Here is a 20978-nt window from a genome sequence, read left to right on the forward strand (position 1 = left end):
TTACACCTTCTTGAGATGGTAGGATTTCGGGCGGGTCACCGAATGGTAACCCAGATATGAGAGCGAGCCGCCGCGACCGGTATCCTTGGTGCCGGTCCAGCACAGAGCCGGGTCGAGATAGTCGGCGCGGTTCATGAAAACGGTACCGGTCTCGACCTGTTGACCCAGTTCGGCAGCGGTGTCGTAATCTTCGGTCCAGATCGAGGCGGTGAGACCATAGGGGCTGTCGTTCATCAGCCGCAAAGCCTCCTCATCCGAGGAAACTTTCATAATTCCGACAACCGGGCCAAAGCTCTCTTCAGTCATCACCGACATGGAGTGATCGACATTGACGAGGATCTGCGGCGCGAGATAGGCGCCGCCATCATCGGCAGGGAACTGCGCCGGATCGACCAGCGGCTTTGCGCCTTTTGCGATGGCGTCCGCGATCTGGTCGCGCACGACTTTCGCAAACCGGATATGCGCCATCGGGCCAAGCGTGGTGGTCTGATCGTTCGGATTGCCGAGCTTCAGCCCATTCACCCAGGCAACCGCTTTCTCGACAAAGGAATCATAGAGCGATTCATGGACATAGATCCGCTCGATCCCGCAGCAGCACTGTCCGGAATTGAACATCGCGCCATCCATCAGCGTATCGACCGCCGCATCGACATTGGCATCGGCGCGGACATAGCCCGGGTCTTTGCCGCCAAGCTCCAGCCCGAGCGGCGTGAAGGTGCCGGCCGCCGCGCGCTCGATCGCCTTGCCACCATTCACCGAACCGGTGAAATTGACAAAATCGAACCTGCGATCCGCGATCAGCTTTTCGGTTACGGCGTGGTCGAGCACCAGATTCTGGAACACATCCGCCGGAATCCCGGCGGCATGGAACGCCTCGGCAAGACGTTCACCTGCCACAAGCGTCTGGCTCGCATGTTTCAGAACAATGGTATTGCCAGCGATCAGGCCGGGGATGATCGTATTGATCGCGGTCAGGAACGGGTAGTTCCAGGGCGCGATGACAAAGATCACCCCAAGGGCTTCGCGTGCGAGATAGCGGCGGAATTTGTCACTGTCTTCAACGATTTTCGGCGCCAGCGTTTCTTCTGCGATGGACGCCATATAATCGGCGCGCGCCGTGACGCCGCCAAATTCGCCAGCGCCGAACTTGACCGGGCGGCCCATCTGGGCGGCGAGTTCCGGCACGATTGCGTCCTTCAGCCCGGTCAGTTTCGCGACGCCGGCTTTCACCAGCGCGATGCGTTCAGCCAAAGGGCGCGCGGCCCAGGCAGGTTGTGCCGCGCGGGCGCGGGCAACCGCAGCCTCGGCGCTGGCGAGGTCGAGCGGCTGGCGCTCGACATAAGTCGAGCCGTCAACCGGCGAGATCAGTTTGATCGGGGTCATGTTTCACCTGTGGAAGAGGATAGGGGGCTGCGCCCCCTATGTCGGAAATGTGCAGGTTTGCAGCGGTTCAGGCGCGTTCAAGCAGCCGTTTCAGTTCGAAATCTGTAACCATGCGATCGGTCTCAGAGATTTCCCATTGCGCTGCATGATGGTAGTGATCGACCACGTCATCGCCAAAGGCCTTGCGCAGCATCGCCGAGGATTTCAGCTTTGCCGCCGCATCGCGGAGGTTTTTCGGGATCTCGCGCACACCGGCGACAGAGTAGAGATCCCCGGTCATTTCGGGTTCCAGCTCCAGCTTGCGCTCGATACCGTCAAGGCCGGCTGCGAGCAGCGCGGCGCAGGCGACATAGGGGTTCACATCCGAACCGGGGATACGGCATTCGACGCGGACGGCCTTGGTGCCCTCGCCGCAAACGCGGAAGCCCGCGGTGCGATTGTCGCCGGACCAAACGATTTTGGTCGGGGCAAAGAGGCCGACGCAGAACCGCTTATAGCTGTTCACATAGGGGGCGAAAAACACCGTCATTTCTTCGGCCGCTTCCAATTGGCCGGCAATGAAATGGCGCATGACCTGGGACATGGTGTGATCGGCGTCTTTATCGAAAAAAGCCGGTTTGCCATCGAGGGTCCAGAGCGACTGGTGGACATGGGCGGCGGAGCCGGCTTTATCCGTCTGATATTTCGCCATGAAGGTCACGGATTTACCCATGGTCCAGGCAATCTCTTTCACGGCCTGTTTGATGATGGTGTGATTATCTGCCGTATCCATCGCATCGGAATAGCGGTAATTCACTTCGCCCTGACCGCTGTCAGCTTCGCCCTTGGTGTTTTCAACCGGGATACCGGCAGCATAAAGATCATTGCGCAACTTGCGCATGACCGGTTCTTCTTTCGAGGTCTGGAAGATATGGTAATCTTCATTATAGGCCGAAATCGGGCGCAGATTGCCGAAGCCATCATCGCGCAGATTTTCATAGCTGTTCTCGAAAAGATAGAATTCCAGCTCGGTCGCCATCATGGGTTCAAACCCCATGGCGCGTGCACGCATGACCTGCTTTTTCAGGATCGCACGCGGAGAGATGGTGATCTCTTCATGGGTGTGGTGATCCAGAAGATCACACATCACCATCGCCGTGCCGGGAAGCCAGGGCAGGCGGCGCAATGTCGCGAGATCGGGCTTCATGACGTAATCGCCATAGCCCTGCGACCAGCCGGCGGATTTATAACCCGGCACGGTGTTCATTTCCATGTCGAGTGCCAGCAGGTAATTGCAGCAATGCGTCTCGTTATAGCCGCTGTCGAGGAAGAAACCGGCATGGAAGCGTTTTCCCATCAGCCGGCCCTGCATATCCGGGGCGACGACCAGGACGGTGTCGATCTCTCCGGTTTCAAAAGCGGCTTTCAGGGTTTCGAGCGTAAGATTCGCGGGCATATTGGCCTCAGTATTTTGTCAGAAGGATCAGGAATTGGATGCGGGAGCGGATAAAAACCCACCACCACCGAATTCCGGCTTTCTGGGCCAGCAATCCTCAGCAATCCGCATCACAATCACGTCCTTTTCTCTCCCCGCAGGTCATTCACCTGCCCGAATGTAACGGGGCAGGGTGGACCTTGCCACCACCGCCCCGACTGGATCAGCCGTAACGATAAGGACGGCCGGCTTTGGACATCACATCGTTGTATTTCTTGAAGATTTCGACGACCTTCGCTTTGGTCTCGGATTCAGCAGCAACCTCATCCCAGAAGTCGCGGGCTTTCGCCTCGACCGTATTCCATTCCTCATCCGGGATCGAGGTGAGCTGCAGTTTCGGGCCATTGACGCGCAGATCGGCCTCGCCACCCCAATACCACCACTGACGGTAGTAATGCGATTGCTCGAAGCAGACTTCCATCAGCGCTTTCAGATGGTCAGGAACTTCGTTCCAGCGGTCGGCATTGGCGAAGAAATGGCCAATCCAGGCGCCCGAGATATTGTTGGTCAGGAAGTATTTGGTCACATCGGCCCAGCCGACCGTGTAATCCTCGGTGATCCCCGACCAGGCAATTCCGTCCAGCTCGCCGGTTTGCAGCGCGACCTGGATATCTTCCCAGGGCAATTGCATCGGCACCACGCCGAATTGCGCGAGGAAGCGGCCGGCGGTCGGGAAGGTGAAGACGCGCTTGCCCTCAAGATCCTTCAGCGAATTGATCGGATCTTTGGTGGCGAAATGGCAGGGATCCCAGGAGCCGGCCGAAATATGCTTCACGCCGACCTTGGCATATTCCTCTTCCCAGATCTGCTTCAGCCCATATTGGTTGAACAGAACCGGCACATCGAGCGAATAGCGCGAGGCAAAGGGGAAATAGCCGCCGAACACGGTCACTTCGGTCGGCGATTGCATGGAATCGTCATCCGATTGCACGGCGTCGATGGTGCCTGATTGCATGGCACGGAACAGTTCCGAGGTCGGAACCAGCTGATCGGCGTAATAAAGTTCGATCTCCATTTGCCCGGCAGCAATCTGGTTGAACTTGTCAATCGCGGGCTTGCAGACATGCTCGCCAAGCGCCGCACCGGCATAGGTCTGCATACGCCATTTGATCGGCGCGGCTTGCGCGCGAACGGCAGGGGCGGCGAGGGCGGCTGCACCGGCGGCAAGCGCCCCGCTGGTCAGGAATTTCCGTCTGTTCGTCGTCATCTTTACCTCCGTTGGTGGGTTCTCAATTGAATGCCGGTTGCCCCGGCTATTGTCCGTAAACCTGATGTGGCAGCCAAAGTGCGATCTCGGGGAAGATCATGATCACGGCCAATGTCAGGATCATAATCGCGACAATCGGTACGATGGAGCGGTAAATATCGGAGAGTGAAACATGGTCCGGCGCCATGGCGCGCATCAGGAACAGGTTATAGCCGAAGGGCGGCGTGATATAGGCCACCTGGCAGGTGATGGTGTAAAGCACCCCGTACCAGATCAGCACATCCTGCGGCGGCATGCCGAGATCCAGTTTCGCGACCAGCGGAATATAGAGCGGCGCCACAATCACCAGCATGGCCGTGTCGTCAAGGAACATGCCCATAATCAGGAACGAGACCTGCATCAGGATCACGATGCCCCAGGGACCAAGGCCCAGATCCTCAAGGAAAAAGCCCTCGATGGCCCGCACGGCACCCAGCCCGTCGAAAACTGCGCCAAAGGCCATTGCCGCGAGCAGGATCCACATGAACATGCAGGTGACGCCCAGCGTATTGACGAGGCAGTTTTCCCAGACCTTTTTCGTGATACGTCCTTTGAACAGGGCGACCAGGGTGGCGATCAGCGCTCCGACCACCGAGGCCTCGACCAGGCTGACATAGCCCATCACGAAGGGACCCATCATCGAGGCAAAGATCACAACCGGCAGGATCCCGGCGCGCAGCAGCCGGATTTTTTCGGCCCAGGTGATGGAGTTGCGCTCTTCTTGCGACAAAGCCGGGCCAAGCTTTGGGTTGATGCCGCAGCGGATCACCACATAAAGCAGGAAGAACCCGGCCATCAGCAGGCCCGGGAAGACCCCCGCCAGCCAGATCTGCCCGACCGGCTGGCGCGCGATCATCGAATAAAGCACCAGCACGATCGAGGGCGGCACCAGAATGCCCAGGGACGAGCCGCCCTGGATGATGCCGGTGACCATCCGCTTGTCATAGCCGCGCTTCAGAAGCTCGGGCAGGGCGATGGTGGCGCCGATGGCAAGACCTGCGACCGACAGCCCGTTCATGGCAGAGATCAGCACCATCAGGAGGATCGTACCAATCGCCAGACCGCCGGGGATCGGCCCGAACCAGACATGGAACATCTTGTAGAGGTCATCGGCGAGGCGCGCCTCGGACATCACATAGCCCATCCAGACGAACATCGGCAGGGTGAGCATCGGATACCAGTTCATCAGCTTGATGGTGGTGGTGAAGGCGATGTCATAGCCCCCCCGATCCCCCCAGAGTGCGATGGTGGCGACCACGGCGACAAAACCGATGCCGGCAAAGACCCGCTGGCCGGTCATGAGCATGGCCATCATGCCCATGAACATGACGATGGCGATATATTCGTAGGGCATCAGATTTTCACTCCGCGCAAAGTCGCAATGTCGCGGATGAGAAAGGCGATGGATTGCAGGATCATCAGGAAAACGCCGGTGCAGATCACGATCTTGATCGGTGCCATATAGGGCCGCCAGACGGTGCGGGACCGCTCACCGAATTCGAAGGAGTAGATCGTGCTTTCGATCCCGCCCCACAGGACGACGACGAGGAAGAAGATCATGCAGAAAACGGTAACACAATCGACCAGGGCCTGGGTTTTCACACTCCAGCGGCCGTAAAGCAGGTCCATCCGCACATTGGCGCCAAGGATCAGCGAATAGGCGCCGCCAAGGACGAAATAGCCGACCATGGTGAACTGGGCCATTTCCTGGGTCCAGAGCGCGGGGTGGAAAAACGCCTTTGCGATCACCGAGTACAGCAGGACGCCGGCCAGCGCGAAGATCAGATACATCGCGAGGCGGCCGATGACGGTGTTGATCTTTTCGATGATCAGCACGAGCCGGATAAAAAAGAGTGGCATCGGGTCAGCCTCCGCAGCCGGCAGGGAACAGAGGGCGACAGGCTTGACCCGCCTGGCAGAGCCGGCAGGAGGAGGATCCCGGAAAGGACATGGACGAGTCGGCTCCCTGATTTTTCCCAAGCGTCACCCTGTGGCGGGGGCGCTGTCAAGATTATTTCAGAATGCTGTTTCCTGTTACAATCTTTTCTGCAACCCTGCCCGTGACATTTCCGGGGTAACGAAGCCCCGGGGGACGCTGCCGCAAAGGGGGACGCATGGATCAGGGCCTGAGCATCGAAAACAGAATGCGGGCCTCGCTCAATGATCTGACCCGGGCCGAGCGCCAGGTCGCGACCCATATCCTGTCGCATTTTCCGATGTCGGCGCTTGGCTCGATCACTACGCTGGCGCGGGCGGCGGATGTGTCCTCGCCCACCATTGTGCGGCTGGTGCAAAAGCTGGGCTTCAAGGGCTGGTCGGATTACCAGGCGGCACTGCGGGTCGAAGTCGAAGACCTGCTCGTGACCCCGCTTGGCCCCCCCGGGGTGCCGGGAGAAGGGCGGAGCCACCCGCTCCAGGGCTTTGCCGCGCAGGTCGTGGCCAATATCGGCGCCACACTGAACCTGATCCCGGCGGCGGATTTCAACGGATCTGCGGCGCTGATGGCGGATATGTCGCGCCGCGTGGTGGTGATGGGCGGGCGGCTTACCCATGCGCTGGCCGATTACATGGCGACGCTGCTGAGGGTCATCCGCCCCGATGTCACCTGGATCGCCGACCACCTCACCGACTGGCAGCAGGCGCTGCTTGATCTCACGCCCGGCGATGTGGTGGTGATCTTTGACATTCGCCGCTACGAATCGAATGCGGTGCAATTTGCCGAATTCGCGGCGGCCCAGGGGGCCGAGGTGGTGCTGATCACCGATCGCTGGCTTTCACCCGCGGCCTCGCATTCCCGCCATGTGCTGCCCTGCCATATCGAAATGCCCGCGGCCTGGGATTCGACCGCTGTGCTTTTGATGGTGGTCGAGGCGCTTCTGGCGCAGATCCAGTCCCATATGCCGGATCAGGTCAGGGACCGGCTGAACCGGCTGGAAGATTGTTTTGCCCGCACCCGTGTCTTTCGCGCGCCGAAAATGGCCCAGGGGCGGTAAGGGAAGGCCGGGCCTTGACCCCGCCGCGCGGGCGGCGAAACTGCCCATCACTTCAGGACGGAGCCCGGAATGTTGCGTTGGCGCAGAGTTAAAGATGCCTCACTTTTTGGCCGGCCCTCGGCGGCGGGTCTGGCATTGGGGGCGCTTTTCTTCGCGGTCTCCCTGTCGCCCTCGCTGATTCCGCGCGCGGCTCTGGTGCAGGGCGCGCTTGGCGGCATCTGTTTCGCGATTGGCTATCTGGCGGGATATACGCTGATGGTGCTGCGCCATTGGGTGGTCGAATCCGGTCCCGCCGCGCCCAGGGTGCTGCAGATCAAGATGGCGCTCGGGCTGCTGATTGCGGGGGCGGCGATCCTCTGGGCGCTGTGGAATGTCACCGGCTGGCAAAATGACATCCATGCCGCGATGGGGATCCCGCCGGTCGAGACCGCGCGCCCTTTCACGATTCTCGCCGTCGCGGGCTTTGTCGCGCTGGTGCTGGTGTTTCTGGGCCGGCTGTTCCGGCGGCTCTGGCGCGTGATTGCGACCCAGCTTGAAGCGTTCATCCCGCGCCGGCTGGCGAAGCTGACCGGGATCACGCTGGCGCTGCTGCTCTTCTGGGCGGTCGGCAATGATGTGATGCTGGGCCGGGTGTTGCAGGCGCTGGACGAGACCTATGCAGCCCTTGACCGGCTGATCCCGCCGGAAAAGGCGGCGCCGGACGATGCGTTGAAATCGGGTTCTGCCGCCTCGCTTGTCGGGTGGGAGGGGCTGGGCGCGGCCGGGCGTGACTGGGTCCTCGCCGAGCCCGATGCGGCGGCGATCACTGCGGTCACCGGGGCGCCTGCCCTGGAGCCACTGCGCATCTATGTCGGGCTGAATTCTGCCCCTGACGCCGATCAGAGGGGGCGGCTGGCGCTGGAAGAGGCCCTGCGCGTCGGCGCTTTTGACCGCCGCGTGCTGGTGATCGCAACCCCCACCGGCACCGGCTGGATGGACCCGGCGGGGATGCAGCCGCTGGATTACCTCACCGGCGGCGATCTGGCGGTGGTGGCAGTGCAATATTCCTATCTGCCCAGCTGGATGTCTTTGATTTTGCAGCCGGAATATGGCGCCGAAAGCGCGGTCGCGGTGTTTCGCGAAATCTATGGCCACTGGCGCAACCTGCCGGAGGCGAGCCGGCCCGAGCTTTATCTGTTCGGCCTCTCGCTGGGGGCGCGCAATGGCGAATTGCCGATCTCCTGGCAGGATCTTTTGTCAGACCCGCCCCAGGGCGCGCTCTGGGCCGGACCGCCCTTTGCCATGCGCGGCTGGCAGCAGCTTCTGGCCAGCCGTGTACCGGACAGCCCGGCCTGGGCCCCGCGTTACCGCGACGGTTCGGCCATCAGGGTGATGACGCAGGAGCCTCAGACCCACACCTACGCCCCCTGGGGGGTGATGCGGATGATCTACCTTGAATATCCCTCTGACCCGATTGTGTTTTTCTCGACCGGGACTTTGTGGCGCGCGCCGGACTGGCTCAGGGGATCGCGGGGCCCCGATGTCAGCCCGAGCCTCAGATGGTGGCCGGTGGTGACCTTTCTTCAGCTTGGGTTTGACATGATGACCGCGACCACCACGCCGCCGGGCCATGGCCATGTCTATGCCGCGAAACACTATCTCAGGGCCTGGGCCGAGGTTCTGGGCGGCGATTATGACCCGGAGATGATGACGCGTCTTGAGGCGATTTTCGCCGGACAGGGCATCTGACGGCACAGGTCGCACCGCATCCGATGCTTATAAAAAAAACCGCAGCCGGGTCGCCGGCTGCGGTTTTCAGATGGTCTGCCGTCACAGAGTTGCGTCACAGAGCTGCCGTGACAGATCTGCGGTGATCAGTTCGCCTTCTGGATCAGCGCGATATGGTCGGCGGTCGCATCCTCGGCGCCGAGTGATTTGTTGGCGGCAAAGATATTGCCTTTCCCGTCACTCGCCACATGGTTCGGATAGCTGCCGCCATCGAGATTGGCGACGACCTCGCCCTCGGGTGACACCACCGTTACCGTGCCTGCACCGCGGTTCGACACGAAAGCGAGCTTTTGCACCGGGTCAAACACCACATTCAGCGCGCCTGCGCCGGTGGTGACATCATGCTTCACCTCACCCGAGGCCAGATCGACGATCAGCAGGTTGTCGCTGTCTTGCGAGGCGACATAGATCGTGCCGGTCGCCGCGTCGAAATCGACGCCGGAGGCATTTTTCGCGCCCGGCAGCGGCAGGACCCGGGTCACGGTATTCGTGGTCAGGTCGATCTCCGCGAGCTCGTTCGATTTGCGGCTGACCGCGAAAAGGCGGTTGCCGTCCGGATCGACCGCGATGCTCATCAGCGAGAATTCCCCGCCGCGAATGCCAGAGGTGATCTCGATAACCGCAACCTTCTCAAGGGTTTCGGTGTCGAACACATGCACGCCATTGGTGGCCGAGGCCGAGACATAGGCGCGGCCGCGCTTTGCATCCACCTTGACGTCGCGGGCATGATAGACCTCGCCCGGCGGGAATTGTTTGATCAGCGCCAGATCGTCCTGGGCATAGACCGCGACCGAATTGTCAAAGGTGTTGGTGCCCCAGATCGTGCCTTTCTCGTCATCGACCGCCAGGCCGAACAGCGCCACCGGCTGCGGGCCATTATCGGGCTGACCTTCCGCCGGCGCGCGGCGCTGGTCTTCGGGCAGGGGCGGCGGCGTGACTTCGGCGACCACGTCCAGCGTTTCCGGGTTCAGCTTCAGCAATGCAGCAGCCGGCGGCCGGAAATTCGCGGCGGCCACAAAGAGCGCATTCGATTTCGCGCTATAGACCGACTGATAGAGGCCGGGCGCCGATTTCACGCGGGTCACGCTGAACCCGTCCGCGCCCGAAAGCGGCACATCCTTTGACACTTTCACATCGAAAAGCGAGGTCGAGGAGGGCTGGTCCATGATGGCAATCACCGGATGCAGGCCGGTTGCGGCATCTGCGGGCAGGGTGAAGGTAAAGCTGACGGCGCCCTTGTCATCGGCGGTCAGGGCATCGCTGCTCAGGACCGTAGCGCCGCGTTGCAGCACGAGCGTCTGACCCGGTTTCAGGCCCGAGCCTTCGATGGTGACGCTGCTGCCGGGAAGAACGGGCTTGCCGGGTTCAGCGGGGACGACCCGGAATCGACCTTCGAATTCCACCGGGGCGGGGAAGCTGTTTTCGGCGAAAACCGCGCCGGGCAGCGTGAGGGCCGCAAGCGTAAGCCCGAAGACAGATTTACGATAACCGTTTGTCAGGAAAGGGAAACCCATCACATGACTCCTGTTCAGATTGACCGAGAGGGACCGGCTGGAACCTGGCAGGTGCGGCGCAGGGCGCGGCGGCGGGGGACCGGAATACCATGCGCGAAAGACCGCGAGCGGAGGGGGGATGTCAAGCTGCAATGACATTGCGGCCGGTCATCCGCCGCGCCGCGCGTTCTTTGCGGCTGGCCTCTCCTGTCGCTGACTGGCCCCGGCCAGCATAAGGCCCGGCCCGGCGCCAGGCACATGCCGAGGCCCGCCTGAGGCCGTTTACAGCAGCGGCGAGGGGGCAGAGTTACCCGGATGTCACACCGGTGCAACGCGAGGTTCCGGCAGCTGCATGGCAAATCTTGACAGTTACACCAGGATTAAGCAGTTATGCCCCGTGCCCATGATCAGCCGGCAGACTCAGTTTGCAAGGCATCAGGACAGAAACAGGCACATCCGCCAGCATCCGACCGCCAGCGCTCTCCCAAAATTCTGACCCGAAGCGAGGCGGTAATGACTGGACGCAATTCATTGCGCGCGGCTCTTTTGAGCAGTTGCGCGCTTCTTTCCCCTGTGGCGGCACTCGCCCAGACGACCGGAGAGCCCGAGGCCCTCGGCACCATCATCCTGGACACCAAACGTGACGTGGCCACCCATACCGGCGTTGCGGTGACCACCATCGATCAGGAAGAGATGGATGACCGCCAGGCCTCGACCATCGCGGAGCTGATCTCCTCGGTGCCGGGGGTCACGCTGATCAACGGCGCGACGCCGCTTGGCGGCGGCATCAATATTCGCGGCTTTGGCGCCGGCAATACCTATGGCACCAACCAGAAGGTGCTGATCACCATTGACGGCGCGACGCAGGGCTCGGAAGAGCTCTATCGGATCGGCACGCAGCTGTTCACCGATCCGGAGCTGTTCAAAAGCGTTTCGGTGATGCGCGGCACCATCGGCAGTTTTGAATATGGCTCAGGCGTGGTCGGCGGCATTGTGCAGCTGGAAACCAAGGATGCCTCGGATTTCACCGGCGGCGAGATCGGCTACAAGCTCCGCCAGGGGCTGAATTTCAACTCGAATGGCGACGGCATCACCTCTTCGACGATCCTTGCCTGGCAGCCTTCGGAAAACGCAGAATTCGTGGCCAATTATATCTGGCGCCGCCTGGGGGAACAGGTTGATGGCAGCGGTGTCGACCTCGGTGCCGAAGGCTTCAAAACACCGTCCTGGGGTCTTAAGGGCAAGTTCACCTTCGGCCAGGAACGCGACCAGTTTGTCAGCCTCTCGCTGGCAAATACCACCATGGCCGAGCGCGACGTGCCCTATGACGCGATCGGGGGCAATCCCTTCGGCAATGTCGACCGCGATGTTGAAAGCCGCAACGCGGTGCTGACCTATGGGTGGAATCCGCTCGACAATGACCTGGTCGACCTGCGGGTGGTCCTGTCCTATGCCGATCAGCAGATCGACAGCACCTCGGTGCCCTATGTCCCCACCGATGGGCTCAGGAATGCCGATCACCGCTATGAGACGACCAAGCTCACGGTGAAAAACACCGCGCGCTTCACCTTCGGCAGCATCGAAAACGAACTGCGCGCCGGTGTTGAACTCATCCGGAAAGAGCGCAAGACCGCCAGTTCGGCTCCGGGTGGCACGGATGACCGCACTGCCTTCTTCCTGATCAACAAATTCGATTTCGGCAACGGTCTGACCATCACGCCCGCGATGCGGTATGAGACCCAGGACATTTCGTACAAAGGCGATCCGCAGGCGCGCATCCCGGCGACCAGCTTTGACAATGACGCGCTGATGGGCGGCGTTGATATGCGTTACGAATTCGCCAATGGCGCAGCGGTGTTCGGCAGCGTGGCCTATACCGAAGGACTGCCGATCCTTGATGACTTCGAGAATCAGAACCAGCCCTGGATCGGCGGTTTGCCCGCCAATTACATGACCACCAACGAACAGTCGCGCACCGTTGAACTTGGTGCCTCCTGGCGGACGGCGGATCTCTTCTCGGCAGGAGATGCCTTCAGCATCAAAGGGAATATCTACGACACCAATGTCTGGAACGCGACTTCCGAGCCCAGCACGGCATGGATCGCGGGCACCGGGTTCGAGCTCGAGGCCGCCTATAGCATGGAAAGTGGCTATTACGGCGAACTCAGCACCAGCATTGTGAATTTCGAGTCAAAGACCATCCAGCTTGTGAACCGTTCGAACTATGCGCAGACACCGCCGAATTCGCTGCGTGTCGTCGCCGGGAAACGCTGGGACCGCGAACTCGATCTGAGCTGGGAAATGGTTGCCTATGACCGTTACGACGAATCGGTGATCCGTCCGGGCTTTGCCGTTCACAACCTGCGCGCAACCTACCGTCCGCAGGAAGGCGTGCTTGAAGGCACCGAAATCCGCTTCGGCGTCGAGAACCTCTTCGACCGCGATTACATGCAGGCGCTGGCCACCCGCAACGGCCCGGGCCGCAACTTCAAGGTTGGTATTATCAAGACCTTCTGATCCATCCGGGCCGGCCGTCTGACGATGGCTGGCCCGCTCTTTCCCGGCCGGGACCCCGGCCAGACCACAGCCAGAGGAACGGAGTCCCCCCATGGCCGACCGCAGCAAAACCACCCTGAGCCTCAGCCTCGCGCTGATCGTGGCCCTGTCCGGCGCCGCTTTCGCGCAAAGCGAAGAGACCACAGCCGCCGAATCCGGCACCAAGACCGAAACGGCGACCGACAATCCGGGCGATGCCTCGCCGAAGCCGGGCATAGCCGGCGGCCACAGCCAGGCGGCCTTCATCGCCTCTTATGACAAAGATGGCGACGGCAAGGTCTCGCTTGACGAGCTGATCGAGGTGCGGACCGAGCGTTTCCGGGGTGCCGATAAGGATGGCGATGGCAAGCTCAATGAGGCGGAATATGTCGCCGAATTCGAGGGTCGCCTGCGCCAGCAATATGCTGATCAGGGGCGCGATCCGAGCGGTGAGCGTTTTGAGGCCAGCCTGAAACAGGCCGCTGTGCGGTTCGCGCTGCTCGACCGTGACCGGGACGGGTTCCTGTCGCTGGAAGAAGATCTCGACTCCGCCCGCAAGACTTTTGCCCGCAATGACACCGATGGCGATGGCTTCGTCTCGGCCGCCGATCCGGCACCTGTCCGCGAGGATGACGGCAATGATCAGGCCGCTAAGAAAGACGAGAAAAAGGACGGCGCTGCGAACTGATCGCAGCCCCGTCCCTGGCCTCGCGGCGGGTGAAGGCTTCCCGCCCGCCGCGAGGCCCTTATGCCGCTTTTGCTCCCCGGGTGTTGATGATGACTGGTGCTGATGATGACAGATGACAATGCCCGCCCGATGCCGGCGGCACGCCTGGCCGTTGCCGCGACGCTGGCGCTGGTGAGCGGCCCGGCTCTGGCCGCCGGGCTGGAATTCGAGGTGACGCTGCCGCAGCCCGAGGCCAGCCCTGCCTACCGCCCCTATCTCGCGGCCTGGATCGAAGAGCCGGGCTCGAAAGAGATCCGTGGCACCGTGGCGGTCTGGTATGACACAAGGCTGCGCGACAATCTTGGCCGCGGCTTCCTGCGCGATCTGCGCAGCTGGTGGCGGGCCGAGGGCGAAAAGCTTGATCTTCCGGCCGATGGGCTGAGCGGGCCGACGCGTGGCCCCGGCACCCATAAAGTTGCGGTCGCCCCTGAAAATGCCGTGCTCACCGGGCTGAGCGCCGGCGACTATGTGCTGGCGGTCGAGGTCTCGCGCGAGGATGGCGGGCGGGAAACCCTGCGCGCGCCCTTCAGCTGGGGCGGCGCCGAAAACAGCGCCGAGGCGACCGGCGAACGTGAGATCACCCGGTTGAAAGTGACCGCGAAACCCTGAGGAAAGGGCAGCTTATGCAAGCAGACAATCTGCTGGCGACAGCTTCGGGGCGCAGCTTCTGGCTGCGCCAGTTCCGTTTGTGGCACTGGGTTTCCGCAGCGATCAGCCTTGCGGGGATGTTCCTGTTCGCGGTCACCGGCTTTACGCTTAACAATGCCGGCCTCTTCGCCACGCGCCCCGAGACGGTCGAGCAAAGCGCGAGCCTGCCGCCTGACCTTCTGGCCGCGATCAGTACAATGCCGGAAGAGGGCGAGACCCCGGTGCCTGCTTCTGTCGCCGCCTGGGCGGCCGGTGAGTTTCGCGTGACGCTTGATCATCGCCCGACCGAGACCAATGCCGGTGAGGTCTATATCGCCTTGCCGCGCCCCGGCGGCGACGCCTGGCTGGCCATTGACCGCGCCAGTGGCGATGTCACCTACCGGCTGACCGATGGGGGCTGGCTGGCCTGGCTCAATGATCTGCATAAGGGCCGCAATGCCGGGCCGGTCTGGTCCTGGTTTATCGACCTGCTGGCGCTGGCCTGCGTCATCTTCACCCTCACCGGCTTTGCGCTGCTCTGGATGCATGCGAAATCGCGCCCGGCCACCTGGCCGCTCGGCTGGGCGAGTTTTGCTCTGCCGCTGATCATCGCGCTTTTGTTCATCCATTAGGGCCGGTCCGCGATGCAAACCCTGTCGCGCAGCCGCGTTATCCTGCCGCCTCTGGTGGCCCGGGGGCCGGTTCTGCCGCCGCCGCCCGGCTGGGTCGAGACCCGTCTTGTGGGCGAGACCATGGGCACAAACTGGTTGCTGATCGCCTGGGCGCCGCCCGGCGCGGGCCCCGGGCTGCAGCACCTGGTCGAGACGGAATGCGCGCGGGTGATTGCGCTCTTCAGCCCCTGGGCCCCGGAAAGCGAGGTCTCGCGCCTGCATCGCAACCGGGCAGGAGCGGCGGAGCTGTCTGACGGCTTTCTGGCGCTGCTCACGCCGCTTTTGCAGCTGGTGTCTGAGACCGGAGGTGCTTCGGATCCGACGCTGGGCGCGCTGGTCGATCTCTGGGGCTTTGGCCCGCCGGGGCCGCGTCCCGCCCATATTCCGCTGCCACAGCCGCCAGAGATCGCGCAGGCGCGCGAACTCAGCGGCCATGCGCGGCTGCGGCTCGAGGGCACCCGGCTGCATTTCCCGCCGGGGTTGCGGTTCGATTTCAGCGGCAGTGCAAAGGGCCATGCCGTCGATCTGGTCAGCGCGCGCCTGACGGAGGCCGGGATCGGCTCGCATCTGATTGAAATCGGCGGGGAATTCTACGGTCGTGGCCTCAGGCCCGATATGCGGCCCTGGTGGGTCGGGATCGAATCTCCGCCGGGGGGGCTCCGTAACGGCCAGCGCCCGCCGGTGATCGCGCTGAACGGCTGGGGGCTGGCAAGCTCGGGCGATTACCGGCGCGGCTTTCAGCATGGCGGGCGCCGCTATGCCCATACGATCGACCCCGCGACCGGCTGGCCGGCGGAAAATGACCTCGCTTCGGTCTCGGTGCTGGCGCCAACGGTGATGCAGGCCGATGCCCTGGCGACGGCGCTTCTGGTGCTGGGGGCTGTGCGCGGCATGGCATTTGCGCGCATCGCCGGGATTGCCATCGTGATGATCCGGCGCGGGCCGGAAGGTGCAGTGACCGAAGTTTCCCCCGCCTTGCAGGAGATGCTCGACGATGATCCTCAGCGTTGATCCGCTGCACTGGACGATGGCGGCGCTGACCGGTGCCGCCTGGTCCGGGCTCACAGTCCGGACCCTGATCCGTGCGCGGCGGGCGGGGCAGGCGGCAGCGGTGGCCGGTCCGGGCGGTCTCCTGATCGGTTATGCCAGCCAGAGCGGCAGTTCCGAGGCGCTGGCGCGCGCTGCCGCTGCGCAATCTCCGGGCGCGCGTCTTTTGTCGCTGGACCAGATCGGGGCAGCGGATCTCGCCAGCACGGCGCAGGCGCAATTCTACATCAGCACCACCGGCGATGGCGACGCGCCCGACAATGCCACGGGTTTCCTTGCGCGCGTGATGAGCCTGCGCCCGGAGCTTGGCAGGCTCAGCTATGCGATGCTCGCACTGGGCGACCGGAACTATCCGCGCTTTTGCGGTTTTGCGCATCGGCTGGACCAATGGCTGCGGGCCTGCGGCGCCACGCCCCGTTTCCCGCTGACCGAGGTCGATCGCGACCAGCCGACCGCGCTTGCCACCTGGCGCGCCCGGATGGGGGAGCCCACGCGCACCGGAGCGCCGGCTCCGGGCATCGCACCCGAATCCACGCGGTGGAGTCTGGCGGCGCGGCACCATCTGAACCCCGGCAGCCCGGGCGGCCCGCTCTGGCATCTGGTGCTGGACCCCGAAGGCCCCCTGCCGGACTGGCGGGCCGGGGATATCGCTGAAATCAGCATCCCCACCCAAGACGGTCCGGTCAGACGCGACTATTCGCTGGCCTCGCTGCCGGTCTCCGGGCGCGCTGAACTGATTCTGCGCGAGGTGATCTCCCGCGAGGGCCGTCCCGGTCTCGGCTCGCACTGGCTCTGCCGGCAGCTGGGCGAGGGCGATGCCATTGACCTGTCGATCCGCGCCAATCCCGGTTTTCATGCCGCGGATGACGCGATGCCGATGCTGCTTATTGGCAATGGCTCGGGTCTGGCGGGCCTGCTGGCGCATCTGCGCCACCGCGTGGCCCAGAAGGCAAGCGGCCCGGTCTGGCTGATCCATGGCGAGCGCAGCCCGGACCATGACGCTGTTTTCACAGAGGAACTTTCCGGTCTTGTGGCCATTGGCGGGCTTGCGCGTCTTGACCGCAGCTTCTCGCGCGGGGGGGAAGGGCCGCGCTATGTGCAGCATATCCTGCGCGCGGCGGCGACGGAGGTAAGGGCGCATGTCGCCGCCGGTGGCGGTATCTGGATCTGCGGTCGGCGTGAGGGGATGGCCACAGATGTGCAGCAGGCGCTGGAAGACGTGCTGGGCCAGGACGAGACCGCGCGCCTGATGACAGAGCGCCGTCTGCGCCGGGATATCTATTGACGTCCCGACCTGCCGCCTCATCGCGGCGACAGGCAGGCGCAGCTTCCCTCCCCGCCGGACACCGCCTGCAGCGGCCGTCTGGCGCAGTGGCCTCGTCGAGGCCCCGGCTTCACCAAGGCTTCCCCCTGCTTGCCCCTTTGCGGGCCTTCCCTGCGCCTCTCAGGCACAGTGCTGACGCGGGGCCCGGGCCTTCCGCTCTCAAACGCCACATGCATCATCCGTGAGCCGGGCAGCGGCAGGCCTCGTCCCGGTTCGGCGAATTTGGGCGGAACTGACAGGCACCCTGTCACATGCAACAGAGCCCGCTCCCGCGGATCATTGATCTGGTCCCGATGGCCGGGTTCCCGGGCCGCAATGCTCGGGGCGTGCAGGAGACCGCTGGCCGAAATGGCCGCAGTTTCCAGGAAAATCGCCTCCGGAAGAAATTTGTTTGAGAAATTTCAGCCGTGGGTATTGACCCTCCCGGCGACCTTCCTTAAACGCCAGATCCACAGTGGGCCCGTAGCTCAGTTGGTAGAGCAACTGACTTTTAATCAGTGGGTCACAGGTTCGAATCCTGTCGGGCTCACCACTGAATTCAAAGGCTTAGACAGAAATGTCTAAGCCTTTTTCAGTTGGTCAGGATTGCCAGGGGAACGTTTGGGGTAGCGGTCTGACGGGGTGATGCACTTACCTTGACCTGACTGTTGCCGCGCGCCAGCTTTGGCAGAAGTGACGGTTAGCTTTGGCAGGAAAATTTTTGCCGTCAGGAACGGCCAGACGCGGACCAGAGCTGTCACTATCCTGACATCCTTCCTCCCTCCCTGAGGGCCTGGCCGGCAGCAGTCAGATCAGGCGCTTTGGCTGCGGGTCAGGCCCAGGACCATCAGCGCGGCCTGAGGGTCATCACCGATCACCGCCGCGATTCGGGCCGGTGCGGCGAATGGTTCGGGCATGACCTCGGGATCCTCGGGCGGCTGCCAGATCGCGATCAGGGCCTGCGCACGGGCGGCGGCGGCCATGTCGGCGCCCCAGGCGGACGCGATCAGAGGCGAGACTGCATCCGTCAGATAGACGCCGGCCACCAGCCCCGAGGCCACGCGGCAGAGGTTGCCTGCCGCGTCGCGGTATTCGGGCGCGAGGGTGAAGGTGAGTTCATCCTCCGGACCATAGCCGGTGGCGCGGCTGAATTGCGCCGCGTCGGCCAGATGCGCCACCCGGCATGCGATGGTGATCCTGATCATGCGGCATATCTCCCGGCCCAATAGCTGCGGATCTGCGCCTCTTCGGCGGAAGTGAACGTGCCCTGGCGCAAGATCACATCGGCCTGACGTTCAGCCCTGAGCAGATCGACCGGCGTAGTGCCGTCCGAGGTCACAGAGCTGACGGTCATTTCCCCGAGAACATCGACCCAGGCAAGGCCATATGTGCCAGCCGGAACCGGGGTAGCGTCCAGACTGTCGCCGCCATCACTCCACAGATACCAGACCTCGGGATTTCCGGTCTCAGTGACATCATTGGCCGCAGCAACGTGCTGATAAGGGCTCACAAGCGGTGCTTTCTCGATCTGCACCTTTCCCGCCCGAATGGTGAAACTCCAATCGGCAGTTGCCGCGGTGAACCTCAGATAGGTCAGTATGTGCGCAACAGGCCCGGAACCCACAGGCCCCTGCGAGTCCAGGAAAGTCTCCGGGCCGGTTATGACCCGACTGCGACCGGATGAAGGCAGTGGAGTGACCATCCCCCCGGATTTGTTCCCGCCGCCCGCCACACGCGACGACTGCTGAATGGCGAGCTGCTGCACGTTACGCGCGTCGAGCAATTCGCAATCAAAGCTGGAAACCCAGGCCTGACCATCAGAAGCGGCCACGCTGGTATTGCCATGCAAGTTGATGAAGAAGGCACCGGTGGTAGTCCCGCTGAACCGGATTACGGATATGTCGTCCTCAACCGCTATGACCTCACGACCTGCGGAAGAGGTCCAGCCGGTCGGCAGCGCGCCGGGCTGACCGGACCCGATCAACCCAGGAGCTGCACCGACACCCGACGCGGGCACAACATTCCTGCGCCCGCCTTTCGGCCAACGCGCCAGCGTCGGGCGAGAGAGCGCCGTGGCCTGCGAGGCGTTGACCGATCCCACGAGGCGCCGCACCAGTCCGACAGGCTGATCAGGGAGGATTGCGGGCACAGTGCCGGCGCTGTCTAGCGACAGGCGGCCCGCCGCAGGATCATGCCCGCCCTGCCAGTGACCCGCAGGACCGGCGGCAAAGAGGTGCGATGGGGTGAAGGTCTCCGGGTCAGGCCCGCCGGCGACCGCCTTGCCCGCCCCACTGAAGGCGCGGAAGGGCTTAAACATGGCTGACCGAGATCTCGCCGCCCGAGGCAGACCAGACCCAGACATGATCTGCGCCGGCCACACCTGGGAAAAGCTGCGCCAGCGGCCGGTCGGGCAGGATCGCCTCCTGATAGCCGAGGCTCAGCGCGCCCATGGCATTCACCGGCTCGGCCGTGCCGGCGGTGGCCTGCACCTCGAGCGCCTCAAGGCCCCGGTTTTGCAGCCGGAGCGCGGTGATGGCGGCGCTGGTGACGCGGGTCCAGGCGCGCGGCTGGATCTGAAGGGTGGCGTGTTGCGGCAAGTCAGGTCTCCTGAGGGGTAAGGGTGGCGATGGCCGCCGTGATGTCTTCGGGGCTCTCAGCGGCGGCGATGGCGCCCTGTGTCGAGAGGCGCAGCGCCTCGAGGCCGGCGGCGGCAGATCGCCAGAGATCGGCCATATTGAGCCAGAGCTGCGCCAGCTGATCCGGGTCTGGCGCGGTGATCCCGGTCTCGGCCGAGAGCAGCGGGAAGGCTGCGAGATCGGGATCCGTGGCCCCGACCCAGGCGCGCGCCTCGGCCTCTTTGGCGAGATAGATCATATCCTGCCCCGGCAGCGCGGTGATCAGCCCGGCGCGGGCACGGGTGATGGCGGCGGTCAGCGCGACCCGGGCCACCTGGCGCAGCGGCTCGAGCGAGGTCCGGACCAGTTCACCGCCGATCACCGCCCAGCCGGTAAGATCGCCCAGAACCTCCGCCGTCAGATCCGTCCCGATATACTCGCCCGGCAGGTCGGCCGCGCAGCTCAGAGTATAGAGGATCCGGCCATCCGCCGGGTCATACCAGATCCGCATCAGCCCCAGCTCCCCATCGCATAGAAGGCATAAAAGACGGTGTAGCTGGCCTCGCCGCCCGTATAGGTCGGGGTCTGGCTGCTGATCAGCGTGGAGGAGCCGTCCTGATAGGCCCGCACCACAGTGCCGGGCGAGAGCGTGACATAGCCGAGGCCGATCCCGTTGGCGGCAGTGTTGCGGTGCAGGATCCAGAGCCCGGCGCCAAGGTTCGGAAAACTGCCGCTTCCCGCAGTGACAAAGGAGCCTGTCGCGGTCGGCTCAAGTGGCACCACATCGGCCTTCACATCGCGCGCGGCGCTATAGGACATGACCACCCGGCCCGGCGTTCCCGGATCCCCGGAATTCCAGCCCGCGCCGCCGGCCCCGGGCAGGCCACCGGCCCCGACAACGACCCTGATCCGGGGCGAGGCATAGCCGCTCAGATCGATCCAGCCGGTGACAACCGCAGCCGCAGCCCATCCGCCCTGGGACGGAACTCCGCCGCTGCGCTCAGGCCGTCTTTGCCGCCGCTGCCCCAGGCCGCGCCATCGGTGACCTTCCCCCACGGAGTGGACCGATTGGTTTGTTAGTGGATTAAGCCCATCGC

Annotated in this window: 19 protein-coding genes and 1 tRNA gene; 9 read left to right on the plus strand and 11 right to left on the minus strand. The window is 63.3% G+C overall.

Translation table 11 applies throughout. The features are described 5' to 3' along the window. The 5 genes from JC607_RS22590 to JC607_RS22610 all read right to left on the minus strand — a co-directional run bounded on the left by JC607_RS22590 (window position 1) and on the right by JC607_RS22610 (window position 5963). Window positions 1-1383: an aldehyde dehydrogenase family protein gene (locus JC607_RS22590; protein WP_198838992.1), complete on the minus strand. Its 1383-nt coding sequence runs from the start codon at window positions 1381-1383 to the stop codon at window positions 1-3. A gap of 67 nt (window positions 1384-1450) precedes the next feature. Next, complete coding sequence (locus JC607_RS22595; protein ID WP_198838993.1) at window positions 1451-2818, minus strand: glutamine synthetase family protein; 1368 nt, start codon at window positions 2816-2818, stop codon at window positions 1451-1453. Window positions 2819-3020: 202 nt separating this feature from the next. Continuing rightward, window positions 3021-4064, minus strand: coding sequence for a TRAP transporter substrate-binding protein (locus JC607_RS22600; RefSeq protein WP_198838994.1), 1044 nt, complete (start codon window positions 4062-4064; stop codon window positions 3021-3023). A 46-nt stretch (window positions 4065-4110) separates the two neighbouring features. After that, window positions 4111-5457, minus strand: a complete 1347-nt coding sequence (locus tag JC607_RS22605; RefSeq protein WP_198838995.1) for a TRAP transporter large permease subunit — start codon at window positions 5455-5457, stop codon at window positions 4111-4113. Next, a complete protein-coding gene (locus JC607_RS22610) occupies window positions 5457-5963 on the minus strand; it encodes a TRAP transporter small permease subunit (protein WP_198838996.1) in 507 nt (168 codons plus the stop codon). The genes JC607_RS22605 and JC607_RS22610 overlap by 1 nt, the downstream gene beginning before the upstream one ends. A gap of 254 nt (window positions 5964-6217) precedes the next feature. Here JC607_RS22610 and JC607_RS22615 point away from each other — a divergent pair, with 254 nt between their 5' ends. After that, a complete protein-coding gene (locus JC607_RS22615; RefSeq protein WP_198838997.1) occupies window positions 6218-7096 on the plus strand; it encodes a MurR/RpiR family transcriptional regulator in 879 nt (292 codons plus the stop codon). Between the two features lie 69 nt (window positions 7097-7165). Continuing rightward, a complete protein-coding gene (locus JC607_RS22620) occupies window positions 7166-8824 on the plus strand; it encodes an alpha/beta-hydrolase family protein (protein ID WP_198838998.1) in 1659 nt (552 codons plus the stop codon). A gap of 125 nt (window positions 8825-8949) precedes the next feature. On the opposite strand, the gene JC607_RS22625 is transcribed toward JC607_RS22620, so the two are convergent. Beyond that, on the minus strand, window positions 8950-10377 hold the full coding sequence (locus JC607_RS22625) for a YncE family protein (protein ID WP_198838999.1): 1428 nt from the start codon (window positions 10375-10377) through the stop codon (window positions 8950-8952). Window positions 10378-10869: 492 nt separating this feature from the next. On the opposite strand from JC607_RS22625, the gene JC607_RS22630 reads away from it, so the two are divergent. From JC607_RS22630 to JC607_RS22660, 7 genes are all read left to right on the plus strand, one after another. Beyond that, window positions 10870-12873, plus strand: coding sequence for a TonB-dependent receptor plug domain-containing protein (locus tag JC607_RS22630; RefSeq protein WP_198839000.1), 2004 nt, complete (start codon window positions 10870-10872; stop codon window positions 12871-12873). A gap of 91 nt (window positions 12874-12964) precedes the next feature. Further along, entirely contained in the window at window positions 12965-13579 is a 615-nt protein-coding gene (locus JC607_RS22635) for a hypothetical protein (protein ID WP_198839001.1), read from the plus strand. A 102-nt stretch (window positions 13580-13681) separates the two neighbouring features. Further along, window positions 13682-14227: a DUF2271 domain-containing protein gene (locus tag JC607_RS22640; RefSeq protein ID WP_198839002.1), complete on the plus strand. Its 546-nt coding sequence runs from the start codon at window positions 13682-13684 to the stop codon at window positions 14225-14227. 14 nt (window positions 14228-14241) lie between these two features. Further along, the gene (locus JC607_RS22645; protein ID WP_198839003.1) at window positions 14242-14877 is read left to right on the plus strand and encodes a PepSY-associated TM helix domain-containing protein; all 636 of its coding nucleotides are present in this window, start codon (window positions 14242-14244) and stop codon (window positions 14875-14877) included. Window positions 14878-14889: 12 nt separating this feature from the next. Further along, a complete protein-coding gene (locus JC607_RS22650; RefSeq protein WP_198839004.1) occupies window positions 14890-15927 on the plus strand; it encodes an FAD:protein FMN transferase in 1038 nt (345 codons plus the stop codon). Next, entirely contained in the window at window positions 15911-17248 is a 1338-nt protein-coding gene (locus JC607_RS22655) for a sulfite reductase subunit alpha (protein ID WP_198839005.1), read from the plus strand. Before JC607_RS22650 ends, JC607_RS22655 begins: the two co-directional genes overlap by 17 nt. Before the next feature lie 495 nt (window positions 17249-17743). Then, a tRNA-Lys gene (locus JC607_RS22660) sits at window positions 17744-17819 on the plus strand. A gap of 259 nt (window positions 17820-18078) precedes the next feature. On the opposite strand, the gene JC607_RS22665 is transcribed toward JC607_RS22660, so the two are convergent. From JC607_RS22665 to JC607_RS22685, 5 genes are all read right to left on the minus strand, one after another. Further along, window positions 18079-18471, minus strand: a complete 393-nt coding sequence (locus tag JC607_RS22665; protein ID WP_198839006.1) for a hypothetical protein — start codon at window positions 18469-18471, stop codon at window positions 18079-18081. After that, on the minus strand, window positions 18468-19583 hold the full coding sequence (locus JC607_RS22670; RefSeq protein ID WP_198839007.1) for a hypothetical protein: 1116 nt from the start codon (window positions 19581-19583) through the stop codon (window positions 18468-18470). The genes JC607_RS22665 and JC607_RS22670 overlap by 4 nt, the downstream gene beginning before the upstream one ends. Further along, complete coding sequence (locus JC607_RS22675) at window positions 19576-19863, minus strand: hypothetical protein (RefSeq protein WP_198839008.1); 288 nt, start codon at window positions 19861-19863, stop codon at window positions 19576-19578. Before JC607_RS22675 ends, JC607_RS22670 begins: the two co-directional genes overlap by 8 nt. 1 nt (window position 19864) lies before the next feature. After that, window positions 19865-20392 carry a hypothetical protein gene (locus JC607_RS22680; protein ID WP_198839009.1) on the minus strand — a complete coding sequence of 176 codons (528 nt, stop codon included), beginning with the start codon at window positions 20390-20392 and terminating at the stop codon, window positions 19865-19867. Beyond that, window positions 20392-20978: hypothetical protein (locus JC607_RS22685; protein ID WP_233093094.1), on the minus strand; the 587-nt coding region annotated here is incomplete at its 5' end. The genes JC607_RS22680 and JC607_RS22685, both read right to left, overlap by 1 nt.

This window comes from Paracoccus sp. IB05 (assembly GCF_016405985.1).
Classification (GTDB): domain Bacteria; phylum Pseudomonadota; class Alphaproteobacteria; order Rhodobacterales; family Rhodobacteraceae; genus Pseudogemmobacter.

Bases quoted from the DNA above. Each gene is read 5' to 3' on its own strand.
- JC607_RS22620 (WP_198838998.1), top strand. From the start codon at position 7,166: ATGTTGCGTTGGCGCAGAGTTAAAGATGCCTCACTTTTTGGCCGGCCC.
- JC607_RS22645 (WP_198839003.1), top strand. From the start codon at position 14,242: ATGCAAGCAGACAATCTGCTGGCGACAGCTTCGGGGCGCAGCTTCTGG.
- JC607_RS22630 (WP_198839000.1), top strand. From the start codon at position 10,870: ATGACTGGACGCAATTCATTGCGCGCGGCTCTTTTGAGCAGTTGCGCG.
- JC607_RS22670 (WP_198839007.1), bottom strand. From the start codon at position 19,583: ATGTTTAAGCCCTTCCGCGCCTTCAGTGGGGCGGGCAAGGCGGTCGCC.
- JC607_RS22595 (WP_198838993.1), bottom strand. From the start codon at position 2,818: ATGCCCGCGAATCTTACGCTCGAAACCCTGAAAGCCGCTTTTGAAACC.
- JC607_RS22650 (WP_198839004.1), top strand. From the start codon at position 14,890: ATGCAAACCCTGTCGCGCAGCCGCGTTATCCTGCCGCCTCTGGTGGCC.
- JC607_RS22665 (WP_198839006.1), bottom strand. From the start codon at position 18,471: ATGATCAGGATCACCATCGCATGCCGGGTGGCGCATCTGGCCGACGCG.
- JC607_RS22680 (WP_198839009.1), bottom strand. From the start codon at position 20,392: ATGCGGATCTGGTATGACCCGGCGGATGGCCGGATCCTCTATACTCTG.
- JC607_RS22605 (WP_198838995.1), bottom strand. From the start codon at position 5,457: ATGCCCTACGAATATATCGCCATCGTCATGTTCATGGGCATGATGGCC.
- JC607_RS22625 (WP_198838999.1), bottom strand. From the start codon at position 10,377: ATGGGTTTCCCTTTCCTGACAAACGGTTATCGTAAATCTGTCTTCGGG.
- JC607_RS22600 (WP_198838994.1), bottom strand. From the start codon at position 4,064: ATGACGACGAACAGACGGAAATTCCTGACCAGCGGGGCGCTTGCCGCC.
- JC607_RS22615 (WP_198838997.1), top strand. From the start codon at position 6,218: ATGGATCAGGGCCTGAGCATCGAAAACAGAATGCGGGCCTCGCTCAAT.
- JC607_RS22655 (WP_198839005.1), top strand. From the start codon at position 15,911: ATGATCCTCAGCGTTGATCCGCTGCACTGGACGATGGCGGCGCTGACC.
- JC607_RS22640 (WP_198839002.1), top strand. From the start codon at position 13,682: ATGATGACAGATGACAATGCCCGCCCGATGCCGGCGGCACGCCTGGCC.
- JC607_RS22610 (WP_198838996.1), bottom strand. From the start codon at position 5,963: ATGCCACTCTTTTTTATCCGGCTCGTGCTGATCATCGAAAAGATCAAC.
- JC607_RS22590 (WP_198838992.1), bottom strand. From the start codon at position 1,383: ATGACCCCGATCAAACTGATCTCGCCGGTTGACGGCTCGACTTATGTC.
- JC607_RS22635 (WP_198839001.1), top strand. From the start codon at position 12,965: ATGGCCGACCGCAGCAAAACCACCCTGAGCCTCAGCCTCGCGCTGATC.